The following is a 21314-nucleotide window of genomic DNA, read 5'->3' as shown; positions in this document are numbered from 1 at the left end:
TTTGCTCACGATGTGAATGGTATAGCGGTCTGATGTTTTGGTCGCTGGGCTGATGAAGAGGCCAACCACTTCACCCCACGTCGCCATTCCAGCGGGGCCTCAGACTTAATCACGCCAGCCCTTTTATCCATCTCCACTATCGCAAGGTTGGTGCTCATGGCATTCACCGAGGACCTCCAGACCGCGTATGGTTTGTGTGCGACTTCCAGGGTAATTCCACTGTCAGTAGGTTCAAGGCTATCGATGGTTGAGCATGCAATTGCGCCAGCAGCCAATACACAAACCCCCCATAGTCCGCAGCCAGCGCTTCACGCAAGCTGATTGCCGATGGCGAGGTGGTCAGCCCGACCAAGTAGAGGGCTGATGCGGAAACGATCCGGTTTTTCTGCGCACAAAGAAAAACCCCGCAGACGTTAATCTGCGGGGCTTTCGAATAATGGAGGCCGAGGTCGGAATCGAACCGGCGTAGACGGATTTGCAATCCGGAGCATAACCACTTTGCTACTCGGCCTCAAAGTTCGGAGTTAGCGGCTTGCGCTTCGCTATCTCCTTGAAACACTGAACCTTTTTCAAAGTTCGCTGCGTTTCGATGGGCGCCATTATGTCTGCATTCATTGAACCTTGCAACCCCCTGAACAGAAAAAAATTTCAAGGGGTTCAAGGTGTTAGCGCAAGCGACCGAGTTTGCTCCAAAGGCCGACCACGGTGTTCTCCACCGTGCCGCTGGCAGCCATGCCGATGCGCTCCTGCAGGCTCTTGCGTTCGGCATAGTGCAAGTGGAACAGGTTGGCATTGCGGGCGCGGTCGCTGAGGTATTCGTCGCTGGTCTGCAACTCGTCCACCAGCTTGCGGTTTAGCGCTGCCACGCCCAGCCAAACCTCGCCGGTGGCCACTTCGTCGATGTGCAGCTGCGGACGATAGCGGGCGACAAAGTCCTTGAACAGCTGGTGGGTGATGTCCAGGTCTTCCTGGAACTTCTCCCTGCCCTTCTCGGTGTTTTCGCCGAACACGGTGAGGGTGCGCTTGTATTCACCGGCGGTGAGCACCTCGAAATCGATGTCGTGCTTCTTCAGCAGGCGATTGACGTTGGGCAGCTGTGCGACCACACCAATCGAACCCAACACGGCAAAGGGTGCGCTGACAATCTTCTCGCCAATGCAAGCCATCATGTAACCACCGCTGGCAGCCACCTTGTCGATGCACACGGTCAAGGGGATACCGGCCTGGCGAATGCGCGCCAACTGCGAAGCCGCCAGGCCATAGCTGTGCACCAGGCCGCCGCCACTCTCGAGCCGCAGCACCACTTCGTCACGCGGGGTGGCGAGGGTCAGCAGCGCAGTGATCTCGTTGCGCAGGCTGTCGGTGGCCGAGGCCTTGATATCGCCATCGAAATCGAGCACGAAGACCCGGCTCTTTTCCTCAGCCTTGACCTTTTTCTGCTGTTTTTCCGCCTTCGCCTGCTGCTTGCGCAGAGCCTTGAGCTGGGCCTTGTCGAGCAGGCCCGATTCCAGGCGCTCGCGCAGCTCTTTATAGAACTCATTCAGGCGCGTGACCTGCAATTGCCCACCCGGCTTGCGCCGCCCTTTTCCGCGTAAACCGGCAATGGCCGACAGCACCACCAGAATGGCAATCACCAAGGTGGCGGTTTTGGCGAGAAAGCTTGCGTATTCGGCAAGAAACTCCACAGTAATCCTCGAAGCCCGGAATCAAGGCTTCATCGTACCTAAGCTTGGGGCTGTTTGGTACGGCCTTGTGACATTCCGAAGCAAATCCTTCGGCCGCTTGGGGCCAGGCAGAGCCTATGCCGCTACCTGCCCTTCATGGCTACACGATCACGCTGGAGTTTTGCGTAAACGCGAAGTATTGACGGCTTGATCCCGCTTGAATGGTAGAATGCCTGCCAACAAAGGAGGAACCGTGAAGAGCACGCCAACCCATGCCGCAGCAACGCCAAACCTGCTAACCCCGGAGTCGCTCGGGATGCGTCTGCGCACCGCACGCAAACAGAGGGGCTGGACGCTGGTTCAGGTTGCCGAACGTTCCAAGGTTTCGATAACCACTATTTCCCGCGCCGAACGCGGCCAGCTCGCTTTGGGGTACGAAAATGTCGCTGCCCTGGCGCAGGCGCTGCAGCTGGATATCGGAACACTGTTCTCGCATGAGTATGAGGAGCCGCCCGCCAAACAGGGCCCGGTGGTAACGAGGGCCGGCGAGGGGGTGGCCTACAAAGGGCTGTCGTTTACCTATGAGTTCCTGGCCACATCAGCCAGCGGCAAACCAATCAACCCTGTACTGGGTACGATCCACGCACGCAAGATCAATAGCCCCGAGGATTTTGCCCGGCACTCCGGCGTGGAGTTCATCTACGTGCTTTCGGGCAAGCTCGAGGTCCATTTCGAAACAGGTGAAGTGACCAGACTTGGGAAAGGTGACTCGCTGTATTTTGACAGCCGCATCGGCCACGCCTACATCAGTGTCAGCAAGCAATTGGCCAGAATCGTTGGCGTGATCACCGCTGAAAGCGACCAGATGCTGCTTGCGCGACAAGGGCACGATCAGCTTGAGCAATAAACCTTCCCCTTCTGTAGCCTGCCCAGCCTGAGTAGCGCCGCCTTCTGCGCCCTGCTTCAGGCTGTGCCCTTCAAAAAACCTCCCTTGCACGACTTGCTCTCTACCCGTGAGCCTGAATCGTAATTTGCGTTTACGCAAAAATCACTTGTAATCTCACGCTAATGGTAGTTCCATGGCGACTTCGCGTATACGCAAATTTTGGGATCATCCGCATACCGCTGCGGCGGGCTGCGGTTTCACTGGGCAGTCTCGGTAACGCGCAGGAAGAGCGACCAGAAAGGAGCCTTTGGCGATGGAGAAAAGCAGCGTGCGGGCAACCGGGAAGAGCGGCCTACATCGGTCGCTGTAAACGGGATAAAAGCCAATTTTCAATAACAATTAGGCTATGAGCAGGCGGTAACAACATGGGAAGTAAACTTTTAAGCGCTCGCCAGATTGCATTCATGGCATTGGGCATGTCTATCGGCGTAGGGCTTTTCCTGGGATCGGCATCAGCCATCCAATCGGCTGGGCCGTCTGTGCTGTTGGCCTACACAATCAGCGGCGGCATCATTTTTTTAATTCTGCGCGCCCTGGGTGAAATGACCGTCCACAACCCGGTTTCGGGCTCATTTGCAGCTTATGCGCATGAGTACCTTGGCCCTTATGCGGGCTTTCTCTCCAGCTGGAACTACTGGATTTTGATGGTCGGGGTTGGCGTAGCCGAATCGACCGCTGTAGGCATCTACATGAAGGCCTGGTTCCCGGATGTGCCTCAGTGGATTTGGGTATGCGCATCGATAGCCTCAATCTGTGCATTGAATCTGCTCGCCGTACGCGCTTTCGGTGAAGCCGAGTTTTGGTTCGCACTGATCAAGGTCGTCACAATCCTCGCCCTTGTGGTCGGCGGTGGCATGATGATTTTTGCCGGCTGGGGCAACAACGGCGAACCACTGGGCCTGGCTAATCTTTGGCAGCACGGCGGGTGGTTTCCCAATGGTATTAGCGGAATGCTCATTGCGTTGCCGATCGTAGCGTACTCCTTTGCGGGTGTAGAAATGATCGGCATCGCGGCAGCAGAGGCGGAAAACCCTAAGAAAACCATACCGCGCGCTATCAACTCCGTGCTGTGGCGAATTCTGCTTTTCTACGTGGCGGCCATCGCAGTGATCTTGGCAATTTATCCCTGGAATCAGATCGGCACCCAAGGAAGCCCGTTCGTGACTACCTTTGAGCGCCTGGGCATCAGAGAGGCAGCGGGCGCCATAAACTTCGTGGTGATCACGGCGGCCTTATCAAGTTTCAACTGCATCCTGTTCAGTGGCGCGCGCATCCTGAAAAAACTCGCAGATGAAGGCCAAGCCCCCAGCATGTTGCGGAAAGTGGGCAGTAATGGCATCCCGACTAGAGCGGTATTTGCAACCGTCGCGTGCATGGCCTTCGGCGTGCTTCTTAACTTTGTGATGCCAGACCGTGCCTTTGGCTACATGATGTCCATCTTGGCTTTCAACGTGGCCTGGACCTGGGGAATGATCGCCCTGACCTACGTGGCGTTCCAACGCCGCATGAAGCGCTCTGGTATCGCCAGTGAATTCCCAATGCCGTTACGCAAGGCATCTCCCGCCATCTGCTTACTGTTTGTCGCTTTTGTACTGTTCATGCTCGGCTACCACCCAGAAAGCCGAGTTTCGCTGTACGCCGGCGGTATCTGGACTGTAGCCCTGTCGGCCCTGTACTTCATGGCCAATCGCGCCGCGAAGCGTGACGCAGCAGAGGCAGGATTCTAAATGCACATCATTGTTGTGGGCGCGGGCATCAGTGGCACCGTCACTGCGCTGACACTCGCGCAAGAAGGGCACAGCGTCGAAATTATTGAAGGGGCTCAGGCTCCAGCAACCGGTGCAAGTTTCGCCAACGCGGGCCTTATCTCTCCGGGGCACTGCTTTAGCTGGGCCGAGCCTGGCGTGGTAGGTGTTGCCTTGAAGTCACTGTTCGGCATTGGCGAAGGCCTAGGCATCTACGGCCCCTGGACACCTGCACTTGCGCGGTGGGCCACCCTGTTCGCCCGCGAGGCGACACAAACGCGTTGGCTAACGAACTCGAAAGCGGCATTGGCGCTTGCCGGCTACTCGCGCGACCTTCAGTTCGAACACGCGGGTATTTCGCAGGATGAATATGGAGGGCGGCATAAGGGTATTTTGTATCTGTATGGTGAGGGACAAACGCCAGGCCCCCACGATGCCGCACTACTGCGCGCCGCTGGAGAACCCTTTGAAGCGCTCGATCCCCCTGCTGTACTGGAGTGCGAGCCTCTGCTGAAGACAGCCCGGGTCAAGTTTGCGAAAGGCATTTACTGCGCCCAGGACGGTACAGGCGACGCCGCTCGCTATGCGACTGCCGCACTGAAAAAAGCTATCCAGCTCGGCACGACGGCGCGGTTTGGCGAGCGCGTGCTCGGGTTCGATATTCGCGGCGGCGTTGCCAAGGGTGTACACACAGACAAAGGCTATCGTCATGCAGACCTGGTCGTCGCAACAGCAGGCCTCGCGTCCCGACAGTTGCTTGCATCCATTGGGCACAACCTGCCCATTCACCCCGTCACGGGTTATTCGATTTCGTATGAAAGCCCGCCAGGCCAAAAGCCCAGTGTCGGGGCTGTCTCGATCCCACATAAAGTTGCTTGGGCGTCATTTGGTGAAACCCTTCGATTCACAGGGTTTGCAGATGTCGGGGTCCCCGGTGAATCCACCGTGCACAAACGCTTTGCGGAACTTGGGCGTTTCGCAGAAGAGGTTTGCCCAAGCCTTAAAGACCGCACAGCACTAAAGTGGGTGGGACAGCGCCCGATGACGCCGGACAACTTACCCTTCCTGGGCGTGAGCCATATACCGAATGTCTTGCTCAACTGTGGCCACGGCGCCATGGGCTGGACCATGGCTTGCGGCTCTGCACGGATCATCTGCGACCTCGCTGCTGGTCGTAGGCCCGCCCTCAACCTTGAACCGTACCACTGGAATCGCTATGGGCTGCTAGGACGCCGCACGGCCCTGCAAAGCTGAGCCGAAACAGTTCAAACAACCTTTTCAAACACTTGTATGTTTTTTCGTTGACAGCCTGTGTGGCACATCCTAACCTCGCAACAACCTCCAACAGGCCGGATACCTTCGTGGGCAACCTCTACCTGATCCGACATGGCCAAGCCTCCTTCGGTGCCGAAGACTACGATGTCCTCTCACCCATCGGTGTGCGTCAGAGCCAGGCCCTGGGCGACCACCTGGCTCAGCTGGGTGTGCAGCTGGATCGTTGCGTGGCCGGTGACTTGCGCCGCCAGCAAGATACCGCACGTCTGGCGCTGGAGGCCTTGCACGCCAGCGGCTGCCCGGTTCCGGCTGTCGAGACCGACGCGGCGTTCAATGAGTTCGATGCCGACGGCGTGATCCGTGCCCTGCTGCCTGGGCTGATCGGGGAAGAGCCCGACGCCCTGCACATCTTGCGCAATGGCGCGCAGCACCGCAGTGAATTTCAGCGCCTGTTCGCACTGATGGTGCAGCGCTGGCACGCTGGCGATCATGCCGACGACGGGCTGGAGAGCTGGCAGGCGTTTACCGCTCGGGTCCAGAAGGGCCTGCAGCGCGTGCTCCAAGCCGCGGGCAGCGGCGACAACATCGCCATCTTCACCTCCGGCGGCACCATCGCCGCCCTGCTCCACCTGGTTACCCAAATTACCCCCAGCCAGGCCTTTGCGCTTAACTGGCAGATTATCAACACGTCGCTCAGCCAATTGAAGTTCCGCGGCCGCGACGTGGCGCTGGCCTCCTTCAATAGCCAAGCCCACTTGCAGCTATTGAGGGCGCCGGAGCTTGTCACTTACCGATGAGTCCGGCTTGTTGTGTCCCTGCGGACGCGAAAATAACTTAATAAGGATTACGCCATGAGCGATGTAGCTAAAGCCGTCGAAGCGATGAAAGCAAAGTTCAACCCAGCCGCTGCCGCCGGCCTGGACCTGGTGTTCGGCTTCGACATCACCGACGAAGGCAAGCAGTACGCGCTGATCGTCAAGGACGGTACCTGCGACATCCAAGAAGGCGAAAACCCAGACGCCAACTGCACCCTGGTGCTGGACAGCGAGACCCTCAAGGGTATCGTCAGCGGCGAGACCGACGGCATGCAGGCCTTCATGGGCGGCAAGCTGCGCGTCGAAGGCGACATGATGCTGTCGATGAAGCTCAGCGAGCTGTTCCCTTCCTGAGTGACGGGCACACCGAGCGATGAAAAAACCGAAGCCTGACCGGCTTCGGTTTTTTTTTGCCCGGCCACATCAAGGCAATTGATCCAGCGGCAACACCCTCACCTATATGACGCTTGGCACGCTTGTTCCAAGGCCGACAGGCCATTAGATTAGCCAATAGTAATTGCGCCAGAAAATAAGGAAAACGCATGACGCTCACCGATCAGTCCACCCAGGTACGCCCCGGCGAAGAGCTCGACGCGGCCGTCATCGACCCTTATCTCAAGGCCCACATCCCCGGCCTCGATGGCCTGCCGACCATCACCCAGTTCCCCGGTGGCGCGTCCAATCTCACTTATCTGGTCAGCTATCCGGGCCGCGATTTCGTGCTGCGTCGCCCGCCGTTTGGCCATAAGGCCAAGTCGGCCCATGACATGGGCCGCGAGTTCCGCATTCTCAATCAGCTCAACAGCGGCTTCCCGTACTGCCCCAAGGCGTATGTGCACTGCACCGACCCAGCCCTGATCGGCGGCGAGTTCTACGTGATGGAGCGGGTCAAGGGCATCATCCTGCGCTCGGACATCCCGGCTGAACTCAACCTCGATGCAGCCACTACCGAAGCGCTGTGCAAAAGCTTCATCGACCGCCTGGTGGAACTGCATCAGGTTGACTACCAGGCCTGCGGCCTGGCTGACCTGGGCAAGCCAGAGGGCTATGTGCAGCGCCAGATCGAGGGTTGGACCAGCCGCTATGCCAAGGCCATCACCGAAGATGCACCACGCTGGGAGCAGGTTATCGCCTGGCTGCACGAGAAGATGCCCGCCGACCACCCCCGCCCCGGCATCGTGCACAACGACTACCGCTTCGACAATGTGATCCTCGACGCCGACAACCCGATGCGCATCATCGGCGTGCTGGATTGGGAAATGGCAACGATCGGCGACCCGTTGATGGACCTGGGCAACAGCCTGGCCTATTGGATCGAAGCTGATGACCCAGCGCCGGTACAGCTGATGCGCCGCCAGCCCAGCAACGCACCCGGCATGCTCAGCCGTCGCCAGTTCGTCGATTACTACGCCGAGCGCGCCGGCATCCGCCTGGACAACTTCGATTACTACTATTGCTACGGGCTGTTCCGCCTCGCCGGCATCGTCCAGCAGATCTACTACCGCTACTACCACGGCCAGACCCAGGACAAGCGCTTCGCTCAGTTCATCCACATGAACCGGCTGCTGGAGCAGATGGCCTTGCAGGTGATCGCCAAATCCACGCTCTGACGACAGACAACAAGGAAAACAGCATGTCCAAGACCCACTTGTTCGACCTTGACGGCAAGATCGCCTTCGTTTCCGGCGCCAGCCGCGGCATCGGTGAGGCCATCGCCCATTTGCTGGCCCAACAGGGCGCCCATGTGATCGTCTCCAGCCGCAAGCTGGACGGCTGCCAGCAGGTCGCCGAGGCGATCATCTCCGCCGGCGGCAAGGCGACGGCTGTAGCCTGCCACATTGGCGAGATGGAGCAGATTCAGCAGGTGTTCGCCGACATCCGCGAACAGTTCGGGCGCCTGGATGTATTGGTCAACAACGCCGCTACCAACCCGCAGTTCTGCAACGTGCTGGACACCGACCTGAACGCCTTCCAGAAGACTGTGGACGTCAACATCCGTGGCTACTTCTTCATGTCGGTGGAAGCCGGCAAGCTGATGCGCGAACACGGCGGCGGCAGCATCATCAACGTAGCGTCGATCAACGGCGTCTCGCCAGGGCACTTCCAGGGCATCTATTCGGTGACCAAGGCCGCAGTGATCAACATGACCAAGGTCTTCGCCAAAGAGTGTGCGCCGTTCGGCATCCGCTGCAACGCCTTGCTGCCGGGCCTGACCGACACCAAGTTCGCCTCGGCGCTGGTGAAGAACGACGCCATCCTCAACGCCGCCCTGCAACAGATCCCGCTCAAGCGCGTGGCCGACCCCAAGGAAATGGCCGGCGCGGTGCTGTACCTGGCCAGCGACGCATCCAGCTACACCACCGGCACCGCGCTCAACGTCGACGGTGGTTTCCTGTCCTGATCAGGCCTTGATCGCCTGCAAGGTGTAGCTCAGGGGCAGGCGTGACGGCTGATGGCGCAAGCGCCATTCGCCATCGGCGCCCAAGTCCATCTGCCCCGGCAGCGCCTCCCAGGGCAGGCTCTGGTGCTCGACCAGGCCTGTCAACTGCAGCCCGTGCGCCAGCAAGGCACTGATCACCTCGCCCAGGCCGTGGTTCCACTCGTGGGTTTCGGTGTGGACGAGGCGCTGATCGGTTTCAACGTACGTCTGGTCGTTGTGCCAGACCGTCGGGGCTTCGTGCTCGAAGTACGGGTATTCGATCTGCAAACAGTCCTGGTGGTCTTCGTTGACGGCCATCAGCATCGGGTGGCCATCACGCAGGAACAACCGCCCACCCGGCTTGAGCAAGGCTGCCACCGTGCGCGCCCAAGGTTCGATGCGGGGCAGCCAGCACAGTGCGCCGATGCCGGTGTAGACCAGGTCGAAGGTACCTGCCGGTAGCACTTGATCGGCCGCGTAGACATCCGCCTCCACATACTCGATAGGCACCGCGCAGCGCTCGGCCAGCGCCCGCGCCTCGGCCAGCGAAGCCGCGGAATAATCCAGGCCGCAAACCTTCGCACCAAGGCGTGCGAGCGAGAGGGTGTCGGTACCGATGTGGCACTGCAGGTGAACGGCGTTGAGCCCGTTGATATCACCCAGCAGCGGCAGGTCGAAGCGAACGGTTTCGGAAAGGTGCGTCGGGCGCTCGACCAGCAGCTCGACCTCATAGTCTTGCGAGGCGGCATGCAAGGGCGCGCGTTCGTCCCAACTGGTGCGGTTGAGTTGCAGTGATCGGTCCATGGCTAAAAATGTCCTTTTACGTGTACTGGTTTACTACAGGCAAGTTGCCGCAGCTGCACGTCGCTGCAGTGCCACGCCGTCATTTTTTTGCGCGTAATAGTCGACCCGCGCCCCGCCCGCCTGCGGATACACATCCACGAACGCCTCGGCATCGCGGGTATACACAGTCAAACCACCCTGTTTGCGCGGCTCCAGGTAGCCACTGGCATCGTCCCCGAACACCGCCTCTTCCTGCCAGCTGAACTGGATGCACTGGGCGACCAGCTCTGGCGCTTTGTGCGAGTCGAGCTGCGCGGTCGGCTTGCCGCCGCGTGCCGTCTCCATGGTCGCTGAAGCACAACCGGCCAGCACCAGCGCCACAGCTATCGGCAGAATCGCACGCATGTTCCATCCTCGGGGTAAAAAAGAATGCGACTCTAGCACTGGCGGGCATTGCGCGTGAATGGCCGTGTGGTCAACCCACTTCGCCCAGCGCCGCCATGTGCACGGTGTTGCGCCCGGCGGCCTTGGCCTGGTACAGCGCCGCATCGGCCTGGGCAAGCAGGCTGGCGGTGCTGTCCTTGGCCCCGGGCACCCCACACCACAACCCGACACTGAAACGCAGCTCGATTTCATCGCCGGCGAAGCGTGCCGGGCTGCGGGCGATGGCCTCACGCAGGCCCTGCAGGGCTGCCATCGCGCCAACGTGGTCGGTGCCGGGCAAGAGCAGCAGAAACTCCTCGCCGCCATAACGACCGAGGCTGTCCCCCTGGCGCAAGCGTTGCTGCAACTGGCGCACGCAGTGGCACAGCACCTCGTCACCGGCCAAGTGCCCGTAGAGGTCGTTGATGCGTTTGAAGTGATCGATGTCGATCATGGCCACGGCCAAGCTGCTCTGCGTGCCCCGTGCGCGGTCAAGCTCCAGGGCGAAGCGTTCGAGGATCGCCCGACGGTTGAAAGTGCCGGTCAGTACATCGCGCAGGGCCAGGTGCTGCAGACGTGATTCGCTGCGTTCCTTGGCCATCAGCACCAACCCGATCGAATACATCATCACCGTGACCGTGCCGATCGCCACAGAGATGCTCTGCTTGAGGTTGCTGGTGTCGTAGCGCATTTCCACAGCCGTGCCATTGGCCACTGCCACGGCGCGCATGCCCAGCCCGACCAAGCTGATCAGCGCACCGATTTGCAGCAACAGGTGCGCCCTGCCCGGCCGCTCGACGTAACGCCGCGCCCAATAGAGGATCATCGAACACTGCAGCATCAGTACCAGTGTCGCCAGCAGCATGCGGGGTTCAAGGGTATCGAGCAGCAGCATCACCCCCACCAGCATGAAAGCCGGAATGATGAAGATCAGCCGCCACGGGATCACTTGCTCGCGCACCCTGAACAGGCTGGCCGAATAGAACGCCAGGGCCAGTGACAACAGACTGTTGCCCAGCCCATAGCTGAGCCACAACGGGGCCTGGGCATAGAGTGTGTAGCACACATAGGCCAGGGCATGTACCAACAGCCCGCAACCGGTCAGCAGCAGGTTGTCGCGGCGGTTGCTGCGGCCGACCAGCAACAGGCAGAAGGCCAGAATGGTTGCCACCAGGGCAACCGCGGCGAACAACGTGGGGGTGTGGGCGATCATCGTGATTCACCGTGTGGCAGTTTGCCGTCTTGGCTGCGGCTTACTGTGAAGTTTAGGTGCCAGCCACCGGCTCGGCCATGACCGAGCGAGACAGAACAGCAGCCGGCAGGCACGCCGCTTATCGCGAGCATGACAAATTTTTGCCTGCCAAGGAAACCAAATGGATCGATCCCAGTCTCAGAAAGTGTCCCGTAAACCTTTGCGGATCAAGGACCTATATCGTGATGACCCGCCTTGCAAGCTTTTCGTTGATTGCCGCCATCCTGCTGACCGCTGGCTGCCACAGCCATCGCTATCATGACGACGACGATGGCTGGCGTGATCGCGACCGTGGCCACCGCCACCACCATCGGCATGACCGCGACGATGACGATGACAACCGTCAATACCGCGGTGACCGTTACTACCGCTGAAGCGTCTTTGCAACCCTGACCCGCCGCCCGCTGCGCGGCACCTTAACCTGATGATTCCTTTTGAGGTTCGTACCATGCGTCTGACTCTGCCTTCCCTTGCTCTCGGCCTGCTGCTGTGCCAGGGCGCTTTCGCCGGTGACGGTACCGCCGCCATTGGCGGTGGCCTGGGTGGTGTTCTGGGTAATGTTGTCGGTCAACAGATCGGCGGCAGCACCGGCGCTGCCATCGGTGCTGGCGTTGGCGGCGCTGCGGGCAGTGCGGTCGGCGCACGCAAGGGCAACCGCACCGAAGCCGTCATCGGCGGTGGCCTGGGTTCAGCTGGCGGTTCGCTGCTGGGCGGCAAGGTCGGCGGCTCTGCCGGTTCGACCATCGGTGCTGGCCTGGGCGGCGCGGCCGGTGGTGCCATCGGCAACCACATGGGCGACAACAACGGCAAGAAACATCGCCGTCACCGTCACTGATCCAGGTGACCGAGGGGCTGCTCTGCAGCCCCTTTTGCTTCTGAAACCCTGCAACACGTCAACACACCCTTCACCCCAAGCTGGCACACTGGCTGCTAATGTCTACCGTGCCCCTGTGTGAAGGAACACCCCCTCCCCATGAACCAAGAGCTGCTCTGGGTCCTCGGCCTGCTGGCCATCGTCGTCGTCCTGTTCATCATCAACCGCCCGCGCATGGACGTGGTCGCCCTCATGGTGATTCTCGCCCTGCCGTTGTCGGGCATCCTTACCGTGGAGCAGGCCCTGGCCGGCTTCAGCGACCCCAACGTGGTACTGATCGCAGCCCTGTTCGTGATCGGCGAAGGCCTGGTGCGCACCGGCATCGCCTACCGCATTGGCGAGTGGATGAGCGAGCGGGCAGGCAACAGTGAAGCGCGCCTGCTGGTACTGCTGATGGTGTCGGTCGCAGGCCTGGGTTCGGTCATGAGCTCGACCGGGGTGGTGGCGATCTTCATTCCGGTGGTACTGAGCATCGCCGCGCGCCTCAAGCTGTCGCCCAGCCGCCTGATGATGCCCCTGAGCTTCGCCGGCTTGATCAGCGGCATGCTCAGCCTGGTGGCCACCCCCCCCAACGTGGTGGTGCACAGTGAACTGGTACGCCATGGCGAACAGGGTTTCAACTTCTTCAGCTTTACCCCCTTCGGCCTGGTGGTGCTGGTGCTGGGCATCGGCTACATGCTGCTCACCCGCCACTGGCTCAACGGCGAAGTGCGCAAGGACGGCCGTGTAGAAACCCGTCGTACGCTGCTCGACCTGGTGCTGGACTACAAGCTCAATGGCCGCGAGCGGCGCCTGCGCATCCGCCCCCACTCGCCGCTGATCGGTCACACCCTGGGCGAGCTGGAACTGCGCACCCGGCATGGTGCCAACGTGATCGGCATCGAGCGCCAGCACAAGTTCACCACGCGGGTAATCGCGGCCGACTCCAACACGGTGCTGCACCAAGGTGACGTGCTGCTGCTCGACCTATTCGCCAACCGCGACGACCTGCGCAGCCTGTGCCAGACCATGCAGCTGGAACCCCTGCACTTCAAGGCGGCCTACTTCATCGATCAGTCCCAGGAACTGGGCATGGCCGAAGTGTCACTGCCCCCCGGCTCACAGCTGATCGGCAAGAGCATCCTCGAACTGGCGTTTCGTAGCCGCTTCGACCTCAACGTGGTCGGTTTGCGCCGTGAACAGGCGGCCATCGAGGAACAACTGGTGGAAGAAAAACTGCGCCTGGGCGATACCCTGCTGGTGGTAGGCCCCTGGAAAGCCGTGCGGCAACTGCAAAGCAAACCCCACGACTTCCTGGTGTTGAGCCTGCCCGCCGAGATCGATCAGGTGGCCCCGGCCCGCAGACGAGCGCCGCAAGCGTTGCTAAGCCTGGCGGTGATGGTCGGGCTGATGGTCAGCGGCGCGGTGCCCAACGTCATCGCTGCATTGATCGGCTGCCTGCTGATGGGCGCGGGCCGCTGCATCGACATGAACAGCGCCTACCGGGCAATCCATTGGCAAAGCCTGGTGCTGATCGTCGGCATGCTGCCCTTCGCCCAGGCCCTGCAGAAAACAGGCGGTATCGACCTGGCGGTGACCGGGCTGGTCAGTGTGCTCGGCAGTGCCGGGCCGAGTGCCATTCTTGCCTGCCTGTTCGCCGTGACCGCAGTGATCGGCCTGTTCATCTCCAACACCGCCACCGCAGTGCTGATGGCGCCGGTGGCAATCAGCACTGCCACGCAACTGGGCATGTCGCCCTACCCCTTTGCCATGACCGTGGCACTCGCCGCATCGGCCGCGTTCATGACGCCGGTCTCGTCACCGGTCAACACGCTGGTGCTGGGCCCTGGGCAATACCGGTTCGGTGATTTCGTCAAAGTCGGCGTGCCATTCACCTTGTTGGTGATGCTGGTGACCGTGCTGATGGTCCCGTGGTTCTTTGGATTGTAGAGAAATCGACAGGGGATGCAGGCAATTTGGCATTATCCTGCAGGATCGCGGCAGATTGACATCAAGTACCCTGTCGAAACACACTGATACGTAATTGCCCCAGGTGCTTTAAGCCGTTGTCCTGGATTTCGTTTCCGCTTGCCGGTCGAGTTCATGGTTTTTCCAGCCCAATCGCGCTTGTTGCCCTACCTCGCTCTGCTTTGCCTGACTTTTGCCCTGACCCTCGGTGGCATCCTGGCACGTCCGATCGAGTCCCTGTCGCTGTTCTGGCCAGTCAACGCGGCCCTGGTCGGCGTGCTGTTGCGCTACCCCCGCCAGGCCAATGCCCTCGGCTTTACCCTGGTCTGGCTGGCCATGGTGGCGGCCGACCTGCTGTGTGGCAGCGACTGGAAGCCGGCCCTTTGGTTCAACCTGTGCAACCTGGGCATGGTGTTCACTGTCTGGCAGTTGCTGTCGCGGGTGCCGCGCCTGCACCGACGCATGCGCAGCCCGCATGGCGTACTCAGTGTGTTTGGCGCTTGCGCCGCCGGCGCGATGGTCGCGGCGAGCCTGGCGTCGATCATGGCCGCCCCGTGGTTCGAGCAATCGCTGCAGGCCACCTGGCTGGCCTGGTTCAGTGAGCAATTCTCAACCAGCGTACTGGTGCTGCCAGTGCTGCTGACGGCGCCCTCGGCGCGGGCACTGCTGCGCGGTGGCGCCCAGGCGGTGCGTTTGCCGCCCTTGCTGGTACTGCTTGCCTCGCTGGCCTTCAGCATCGCGTTCGGGGGGCCAGGCGCCATTGCCTTCCCGATTGCCGCCCTGCTGTGGTGTGCCTGGACCTACCCGCCGTTTCTGGTTTCGCTGCTGACGTTGACCGCCGGCAGCACGCTGATTGTCGCGGTCGCGCAAAACCTCATGCACTTCAGCGTGCCGCAAAGCGAACCGGGAGTCACCACACTGATGTCGGCCCGCCTGGGCATCGCCATGCTGGTGCTCGGGCCGCTGGTGGTGGCGTGTGTCAGCCAGGCCAACCGCAGCCTGATGGCGCGTCTGGCGCATCAGGCCACCATCGATCACCTGACCGGTGTGCTGACCCGCAGCGCATTCACCCGCCGTGCCAACGCGCTGCTCGACAGCCGCCAGCAACATGGCCAGGCGCTACCGCTGACCTTGATGATGCTGGATATCGATCATTTCAAAGCGATCAACGATGTGCACGGCCACGCGGTCGGTGACAAAGTCCTGCGCCAGTTCGCCCGCACCCTGCAGGACCAGTTGCACGAAGGCCAACTGTTCGCACGCATGGGGGGCGAGGAGTTCGTCGTGGTCCTGCCTGGCCTTGCGCCGGAGCGGGCCAAATTCACCGCCGAGCGCCTGCGCCGAGCGGTGCAGGACCTGCACGTGGTGCAGGCCGACCATCGCCTGCAAATTACCGTGAGCATCGGCCTGGACGGTTGCGCCGCCGATACGCCGGCACCGAGCCTTGACGAGTTGCTGGCCCGCGCCGACCAGGCGCTGTACCGGGCCAAGGCCCATGGCCGCAACCGTGTCGAGCAGGCCGAAGCACAGCGCCAGGTGGTCTGATTCAGCCGGCCAGCAAGTCCCAGGACAACTTGGCAATCAGTACGCACAGCAGGATCAAGAACAGCCCACGCACGAAACCTGCACCCTTGCGCACCGCCAGCCAGGTACCCGTCAGTGCACCGAGGATGTTGCAGGCCGCCATCGGCAAGGCGATGGCGTACAGCACATTGCCCGACGGCACGAAGAACACCAGCGCCGCCAGGTTGGTCGCGATGTTCACCACCTTGGCCGAAGCCGAGGCATGCAGGAAGTCCAGGGCGAAAAAGCGAATGAACAGGAAGATCAGGAAGCTGCCGGTACCCGGCCCGAACAAGCCATCGTAAAAGCCGATCGCCCCGCCGATCACTACCGCCAGGCACTGCTCTTTACGGCCGATCCGGGTGGGTTTGTGCAGCGTGCCGAAATCCTTCTTGCAGAATGTGTAGATCGCCATCAGTACGATCATCACCAGCACGGCCGGGCGCATCACACTGGGCGGCACCAGCGATACCGTGGCGGCGCCGGCAAACGACATGACGAAAGCACTGAGTGCTGCAGGCACGATCAGCCCCCAGTCCAGCGTGACCTTGCGGATGAACGAGCGCGCCGCAAAGGCCGTACCGCATACCGAGGCCAGTTTGTTGGTACCGAGCAAGGCCGCCGGTTGCGCGGTGGGCAGCACGTTGAACAGCGCCGGGATCTGAATAAGCCCGCCACCGCCCACGGCAGCGTCGATCAATCCGGCGGCGAAAGCGAATACAGAAAGTACGGCGATATCCATCATGACGCGGCTCCAGGCAGTGAGTCAGGCTGCAAGGCTAATCAAAGTGCCGCGCTTGTGTTGAAATGCCACATTGCGAAAACTGCAATGAGGGCCACGCAATGGCATTGGACATGCTCAGGGAGATTCAGGCGTTCGTCAGTGTCGCGCACAAGCGCAGCTTCGTCGCCGCAGCACGCGCCCTGGGGCGCTCACCCAGCGCGGTGACACGCGCGATACAAACCCTGGAAGACAACGCAGGCAGTAAACTGCTCAACCGCAACGCCAATACCGTGACCTTGACCGAAGCCGGCGAGCGCTTGCTGCCCCATGCCGAACGCTTGCTGGATGTGCAACGTGATGCGGTCGATGAGTTGGCCGCGCTCAGCGGTAGCGCACAAGGCTGGATCCGTTTTGCCGTGCCGCAATTGCTCGGTGAGCATGTGCTGCCCCGGGTGCTCGCCGAGTTTTCCCAGCGCCATCCACAGGTGACCCTGGACGTGCAGTACAGCGATGCCGCCCTGGACCCGCTGCTGGACAAGTTCGACTTCGTGGTGCGCGGGGCCTTTCCGCAATCCAGCGAACTGATTGGTTATCCGCTGTGGGGCTACCCACGCCATCTCTATGCAAGCCCAAGCTACGTAGCCGTGGCCGGCAACCCGCAACACCCGGAGGCGCTGCAGAACCACGCACTGATTGTGCATACCGCCCCACGCATTCTCAAAGCCTGGCACTTCTGCCGTGATGGCCAGATCACCAGCCTGCGCCCGACGCCACGGCTTCGCCTGGGCTCAGGCGACGCGGTCTACCACAGCACGCTGGCCGGAGCCGGCATCGCCCGCCTCGCAGCCTGGGTAGGCGAAGCCCAGGTCAAGGCCGGGCGCCTGGTGCGGGTGTGCCCTCAATACCGCTTGACCTCCAGCACAGGCCAGGACCCACAAATGCACGCGCTGTACCCTGCTGGCGAGTTGCCCGCACGGGTGCGCGAGCTGTTGCAGGCCTTGCGCCGCGCCGGGCTGTCGGCCTGACGCAAACGCTGCAAAAGGACTGTTCAAATTCTGCTCAATCTAACAGAGCCCGCTGCAGGCTTGGCTTACAGCATTTTATCCACAGACCTACCCACGTTTTTTGTGGACAGATTTCCCAACGCAAAGAAAGACTTATCGCACCTGCAGCAACGCAGTATTGGCCAGCTTGACCAATTCGATCCACTCAAGGGTGCTGATCACTCCCGACTGTTCCAGCGCACCGGCACTGCGTAGCGCCTCATCGTAACCCTCCTCATCGAGGGCACCTTGCGCGAGAAAACGGCTACGCCACTCCAGCATGGCTGAAGTGCCTTCCTTACATTCCATGTGTGTATCGACTCCAGGGCAAAAGACCGGCCCGCAACGTGGGCCGTATGGGGGCGGGGCAGACTACACGAGCCATTTGCACTTGAGAATTAATTTCACCTACCGCTGATGTAGCGATGGCAATTAATAGAAGTTGCCGAGCAGGCAGGGGTGGGCCCATCTGGCGAATCAGACGGGCCGCAGAGGGGAAAGTGTGGAGAATGTCAGCTTGGCGGGATAGTGCCCAAAATACCTATCAGAAAGGCCAGTAGCAGAAAACCACCCAGGAACAGCGTCAGCTTGCCCATCGGAACCTCTACAGTGTGATACGGGAATGGGCATATTGTCGTGCCTGGCCTGATACGGTTACAGATTCAGGTTTGCAGAAAAAAAGCAGATCAGATGCAGCCAGCCCCCCACTCACGCTGATCAAAAGTCGCAGTCTGCACCAAGCCCGTACTCGCCAAGCCAACCTCAACTGACCCGCTGATAACCACCAACCACCCCGCCTCTCGACATCACCCACTGCCATAACTGAATGTCCCGTGCGCGAAACGCGCCTGCACACGACAGCAGGTAGTAGCGCCACATCCGTCGAAAGCGCTCGCCCAGTTCATTGGCAAAATACTGCCAGTGCGCCTCGAAATTTGAGTACCAGGCCATCAACGTACGGTCGTAGTCGGCGCCGAAGTTGTGCAAGTCCTCGACCACCAGCAAACCGTCGGCGGCATCACCGATCTGGCCAATCGACGGCAGGTCGCCATTGGGGAAGATGTACTTGTCGATCCAGCGGTCCGGTACGTCACGGCGGCGATTCTTGCCGATGGTGTGCAACAGCAGCAGGCCTTCATCGTCGAGACAGCGGGCTGCTACCTCCATGAAGCATGGTGTGTCCTTGTCGGTTTTGGAGATCGGACGCGCTGTCAGCGGTCACCCTGGTGCAGGTACAGCACCACTTCCAGTTCCTTGCGCAGCCAGGGCTGTTCGATCTGCGGCAAACGGGCCTGCAGTTGCCGGGCGACCCAACGCTGGCCGCGGGCAATGAACAGCAACCGTTCTTGCAGGTTGCTGATGGCCATGGCCTTGGCATGAAACTCCCCCATGCCTGCGCCCGGCTTTGCGTCCAGGCGTTCCAGGCAATGGCGCAGCCGTCGGCAGCTTTCTGCTTCGCCGTGGTGCAGTTGTTCCAAACGCAGCAACAGCGCCGGGTCGTCGGTTTCGCGCGCACTGTCGAGCATCAGCCGGGCACCGGCCCGCTCAGCCCGCATGAGCATGCGCAACCAGTCAATCAGGTCATCGGCGGGCGGTTGGGGAGAAATCGGTACTTCACAAGCATGTGACATGAGAAAGCTCCTGAAGCCGCTCTGGGACGCGGCGACAGGAGGAGCTTAGAGCGCTCGGGCGCTGAAAATAATTGAAATTAAATGGGCTTTGGCTGCATTAAATTGAATACAAGTGCTGCAAACACTAATTTGATGCATTTTTTTTGCAGTTATAGCAAAAGCTGCCTGACACGCTGCGCCGCAACAGGCTCAAGTGCCTTAATTGCTACATAAGGTTTCACAACACACGGTGAACCTGCATCACTCCGCTGCAGGAGCATGGCGCTATCAAAATCTTTCCAAAACCCACAAACCCGCGGCCTTGAGCGCCATCTGAAATACACGATTTGAAACGGACGGATGCAAGATTTGTAGGATCTTTTCCCGCTATCTGTAGGGAGAATCCAGGCGGTGACGTTTCCCTGTATGTAACATCAGTTTCATCGGCAAATTCGAGCTGCTACGGTCAGGTTTTCCTACAACGGCATGGACGCCCACCGCATGAGAAAAGCATGGACCCGTTAGACGCTTCAGCCCTGAAACTGCAGAAAAACCTGCTGACACTGCGCCAGGCGCGTGATCGCTTAAGAAGGGAAGGCAACCACACGCAAGCCGATGAACTTGCACAGCAGATCGCACGGATCGAGACGGTGTTGGCCACCGTGTCAGGCGTGGTCAAACCGCCGACTTTGCAATAAGCGCCCACTGCCGCACCATCGGTGCCAACTTTTTCTTGCGTACAAGGCTCGAACCTGTGCAAACGCCCGTAGAATCTGCGTTCTCCAACAAAAGGATTCTGTGATGTTCATTGGAAGAATTGCCGAACTGACTGGCTGCACCCCGAAAGCCATCCGACTCTACGAACAGCTGGGCCTGATCAATGAGCCCGAACGTCAAGGCCGGTACCGCCTGTACGATGCCCACCACCTGGAAATGGTCCGTCTCATCCGCAAGGCGCAAACCGCCGGCTTCAAGCTGGCCGAGATGAGCCCTTTGATTGCGGCAAAGAACGCACTCAAAACCTTCCCGCTGGCATTGGCCAATGACGCTGTCGACGCCAAACGCCAACAGGTCAGTGAGCAGATCGCGACGTTGCACGCGCTGGACCGTCACCTGATCGAACTCAAAGGCGAGATGAACGCCCTGTTTGGCCAGCAAACCCAGGCATGTCCTCGTACGGCTGGGTCGCTCGCCTGCCAAGATAGTTGAATGCCGACCTCAAGCTGTCGCCAGGAGACCGCGGGCTGTAGCCCAGTTCCCGGCGAGCCTTCGCGATGCTGTATTCCTGCCTGACGTCATGGAACAGCCGCACCTGGCTCAGCATCAGCTGAGCCGGTCTGCCGGTCAGGCTCGCTATGCGCTCCTGTGCCCAGGCGACACACATCAGTAACCAGCGCGGCGCTGGCGGTGGCAAACGATAACCCGCCCCCTCTGCATTGGCGGCCTCCAACAGATCAGCCAATGACGAGGAGTGCGCGTTCGCGAGGATGTAGCGCTGCCCGGCGCGCCCCTTCTGTGCAGCCAGAATCAAGCCCTGCGCTACGTCTCGCACGTCCACGAAGTTGAAATGGAACCCCGGGTCCAGTGGCATCTGCCGTTGACGCACGGTTTCGAGAAAATTCATGGTGTCGGTGAGTTGGGTCGCATTGGGCCCGATCATGGCCGAAGGCAGCACCGCGACCATCCACAGGTCCAGCTCCCGGGCGGTCTGCCAGGCCATTCGCTCGGCAAGTATCTTCGACTTGTAGTAGGCATTCTCGGCCTCGTCGTTCCAGCTGTGCTCATCCAGCGGCTCACCATCGTGCCCGATCGCCGCCACCGAGCTCACATACACCACCCGTTGCACACCCGAACGAGACGCGGCCTGCAGCACCGTGCGGGTGCCCCGCACATTGGGCTCGACAATCTCGGTTTCTGGCTGTCGGGCCCAATGCCTGAACACGGCGGCGACCTGAAACAGGATTTCAACGCCGGTCATGGCCTTGAGCAAAGACGGCTCATCTTGCAACTCGGCATAAACCAGTTCGCAATCCAGCCCGTCAAAAGGTTCAGTCCTGGACGTATCGCGCACCCCGGCCCGCACACGGTAGCCCTGATCGAGCAACGCCCGGACCAGGGTATTACCCAGATGCCCATTGGCGCCTGTCACCAGACATAACTTGCTCACAGCACCTCCTTGTGACGGAACTCGGCCGCACTTGATCGCCACAGCTTAAAGTCTGTCCCTAAGG

General features: G+C 60.6%; 22 protein-coding genes, 1 tRNA gene and 1 pseudogene. 14 read left to right on the top strand and 10 right to left on the bottom strand.

Going from position 1 to position 21314, the window contains the following annotated elements; all coding sequences use genetic code 11:
* Positions 1 to 437: 437 nt before the first annotated feature.
* Together ACSSU5_RS20205 and sohB are read right to left on the bottom strand one after the other, a co-directional pair.
* A tRNA-Cys gene (locus ACSSU5_RS20205) sits at positions 438 to 511 on the bottom strand.
* A 154-nt stretch (positions 512 to 665) separates the two neighbouring features.
* Positions 666 to 1685, bottom strand: coding sequence for a protease SohB (gene sohB / locus ACSSU5_RS20200; protein WP_264309305.1), 1020 nt, complete (start codon positions 1683 to 1685; stop codon positions 666 to 668).
* Positions 1686 to 1917: 232 nt separating this feature from the next.
* On the opposite strand from sohB, the gene ACSSU5_RS20195 reads away from it, so the two are divergent.
* The 7 genes from ACSSU5_RS20195 to ACSSU5_RS20165 all read left to right on the top strand — a co-directional run bounded on the left by ACSSU5_RS20195 (position 1918) and on the right by ACSSU5_RS20165 (position 8846).
* Positions 1918 to 2571, top strand: coding sequence for a helix-turn-helix domain-containing protein (locus ACSSU5_RS20195; protein WP_492559626.1), 654 nt, complete (start codon positions 1918 to 1920; stop codon positions 2569 to 2571).
* A 404-nt stretch (positions 2572 to 2975) separates the two neighbouring features.
* Positions 2976 to 4337 carry an amino acid permease gene (locus ACSSU5_RS20190; RefSeq protein WP_264309307.1) on the top strand — a complete coding sequence of 454 codons (1362 nt, stop codon included), beginning with the start codon at positions 2976 to 2978 and terminating at the stop codon, positions 4335 to 4337.
* Positions 4338 to 5609: an FAD-dependent oxidoreductase gene (locus ACSSU5_RS20185; protein ID WP_492559625.1), complete on the top strand. Its 1272-nt coding sequence runs from the start codon at positions 4338 to 4340 to the stop codon at positions 5607 to 5609.
* 107 nt (positions 5610 to 5716) lie between these two features.
* Complete coding sequence (locus ACSSU5_RS20180) at positions 5717 to 6427, top strand: histidine phosphatase family protein (protein WP_264309309.1); 711 nt, start codon at positions 5717 to 5719, stop codon at positions 6425 to 6427.
* 54 nt (positions 6428 to 6481) lie between these two features.
* Positions 6482 to 6799 (top strand): SCP2 sterol-binding domain-containing protein, encoded by a 318-nt coding sequence (locus ACSSU5_RS20175; protein WP_264309310.1) that lies wholly within the window; start codon positions 6482 to 6484, stop codon positions 6797 to 6799.
* 188 nt (positions 6800 to 6987) lie between these two features.
* Positions 6988 to 8055: a phosphotransferase family protein gene (locus ACSSU5_RS20170; RefSeq protein ID WP_264309311.1), complete on the top strand. Its 1068-nt coding sequence runs from the start codon at positions 6988 to 6990 to the stop codon at positions 8053 to 8055.
* A gap of 23 nt (positions 8056 to 8078) precedes the next feature.
* Positions 8079 to 8846, top strand: coding sequence for an SDR family oxidoreductase (locus ACSSU5_RS20165; protein WP_492559624.1), 768 nt, complete (start codon positions 8079 to 8081; stop codon positions 8844 to 8846).
* Here ACSSU5_RS20165 and ACSSU5_RS20160 read toward each other — a convergent pair whose 3' ends face one another.
* The 3 genes from ACSSU5_RS20160 to ACSSU5_RS20150 form a co-directional block, all read right to left on the bottom strand.
* Positions 8847 to 9668: a class I SAM-dependent methyltransferase gene (locus ACSSU5_RS20160; RefSeq protein WP_264309313.1), complete on the bottom strand. Its 822-nt coding sequence runs from the start codon at positions 9666 to 9668 to the stop codon at positions 8847 to 8849.
* A 33-nt stretch (positions 9669 to 9701) separates the two neighbouring features.
* Positions 9702 to 10052, bottom strand: a complete 351-nt coding sequence (locus ACSSU5_RS20155; protein WP_264309314.1) for a hypothetical protein — start codon at positions 10050 to 10052, stop codon at positions 9702 to 9704.
* A gap of 70 nt (positions 10053 to 10122) precedes the next feature.
* Positions 10123 to 11283: a GGDEF domain-containing protein gene (locus tag ACSSU5_RS20150; protein WP_492559623.1), complete on the bottom strand. Its 1161-nt coding sequence runs from the start codon at positions 11281 to 11283 to the stop codon at positions 10123 to 10125.
* 224 nt (positions 11284 to 11507) lie between these two features.
* Here ACSSU5_RS20150 and ACSSU5_RS20145 point away from each other — a divergent pair, with 224 nt between their 5' ends.
* The 4 genes from ACSSU5_RS20145 to ACSSU5_RS20130 all read left to right on the top strand — a co-directional run bounded on the left by ACSSU5_RS20145 (position 11508) and on the right by ACSSU5_RS20130 (position 15688).
* Entirely contained in the window at positions 11508 to 11696 is a 189-nt protein-coding gene (locus tag ACSSU5_RS20145; RefSeq protein ID WP_264309316.1) for a hypothetical protein, read from the top strand.
* A gap of 74 nt (positions 11697 to 11770) precedes the next feature.
* Positions 11771 to 12157: a glycine zipper domain-containing protein gene (locus ACSSU5_RS20140; protein ID WP_492559622.1), complete on the top strand. Its 387-nt coding sequence runs from the start codon at positions 11771 to 11773 to the stop codon at positions 12155 to 12157.
* 138 nt (positions 12158 to 12295) lie between these two features.
* Positions 12296 to 14125, top strand: coding sequence for an SLC13 family permease (locus ACSSU5_RS20135; protein WP_492559621.1), 1830 nt, complete (start codon positions 12296 to 12298; stop codon positions 14123 to 14125).
* A 138-nt stretch (positions 14126 to 14263) separates the two neighbouring features.
* The gene (locus tag ACSSU5_RS20130; protein ID WP_264309319.1) at positions 14264 to 15688 is read left to right on the top strand and encodes a GGDEF domain-containing protein; all 1425 of its coding nucleotides are present in this window, start codon (positions 14264 to 14266) and stop codon (positions 15686 to 15688) included.
* A 1-nt stretch (position 15689) separates the two neighbouring features.
* Here the strand turns inward: ACSSU5_RS20130 and ACSSU5_RS20125 are convergent, their stop codons facing one another.
* Positions 15690 to 16451: a sulfite exporter TauE/SafE family protein gene (locus ACSSU5_RS20125; protein WP_492559620.1), complete on the bottom strand. Its 762-nt coding sequence runs from the start codon at positions 16449 to 16451 to the stop codon at positions 15690 to 15692.
* 98 nt (positions 16452 to 16549) lie between these two features.
* Here ACSSU5_RS20125 and ACSSU5_RS20120 point away from each other — a divergent pair, with 98 nt between their 5' ends.
* On the top strand, positions 16550 to 17455 hold the full coding sequence (locus tag ACSSU5_RS20120) for a LysR family transcriptional regulator (protein ID WP_492559619.1): 906 nt from the start codon (positions 16550 to 16552) through the stop codon (positions 17453 to 17455).
* Between the two features lie 132 nt (positions 17456 to 17587).
* Here ACSSU5_RS20120 and ACSSU5_RS20115 read toward each other — a convergent pair whose 3' ends face one another.
* The 3 genes and pseudogenes from ACSSU5_RS20115 to ACSSU5_RS20105 all read right to left on the bottom strand — a co-directional run bounded on the left by ACSSU5_RS20115 (position 17588) and on the right by ACSSU5_RS20105 (position 19104).
* On the bottom strand, positions 17588 to 17782 hold the full coding sequence (locus ACSSU5_RS20115; protein ID WP_264309322.1) for a hypothetical protein: 195 nt from the start codon (positions 17780 to 17782) through the stop codon (positions 17588 to 17590).
* Between the two features lie 453 nt (positions 17783 to 18235).
* Positions 18236 to 18643 (bottom strand): annotated as a pseudogene (locus tag ACSSU5_RS20110) (class I SAM-dependent methyltransferase); the annotation flags it as partial.
* Between the two features lie 41 nt (positions 18644 to 18684).
* Positions 18685 to 19104 (bottom strand): DUF892 family protein, encoded by a 420-nt coding sequence (locus ACSSU5_RS20105; RefSeq protein ID WP_492559618.1) that lies wholly within the window; start codon positions 19102 to 19104, stop codon positions 18685 to 18687.
* Positions 19105 to 19595: 491 nt separating this feature from the next.
* Between ACSSU5_RS20105 and ACSSU5_RS20100 the strand changes: the two genes are divergently transcribed.
* Both ACSSU5_RS20100 and ACSSU5_RS20095 read left to right on the top strand, forming a co-directional pair.
* Complete coding sequence (locus ACSSU5_RS20100) at positions 19596 to 19781, top strand: hypothetical protein (RefSeq protein ID WP_492559617.1); 186 nt, start codon at positions 19596 to 19598, stop codon at positions 19779 to 19781.
* Between the two features lie 103 nt (positions 19782 to 19884).
* Positions 19885 to 20292 (top strand): MerR family transcriptional regulator, encoded by a 408-nt coding sequence (locus tag ACSSU5_RS20095; RefSeq protein WP_264309325.1) that lies wholly within the window; start codon positions 19885 to 19887, stop codon positions 20290 to 20292.
* On the opposite strand, the gene ACSSU5_RS20090 is transcribed toward ACSSU5_RS20095, so the two are convergent.
* The gene (locus tag ACSSU5_RS20090; RefSeq protein WP_264309326.1) at positions 20207 to 21250 is read right to left on the bottom strand and encodes an NAD-dependent epimerase/dehydratase family protein; all 1044 of its coding nucleotides are present in this window, start codon (positions 21248 to 21250) and stop codon (positions 20207 to 20209) included. The genes ACSSU5_RS20095 and ACSSU5_RS20090 overlap by 86 nt on opposite strands.
* Positions 21251 to 21314: the final 64 nt, after the last annotated feature.

It is taken from the genome of Pseudomonas sp. E1MeOHC2, from assembly GCF_058745025.1.
This window is presented reverse-complemented; position numbering and strand designations above follow the sequence as displayed.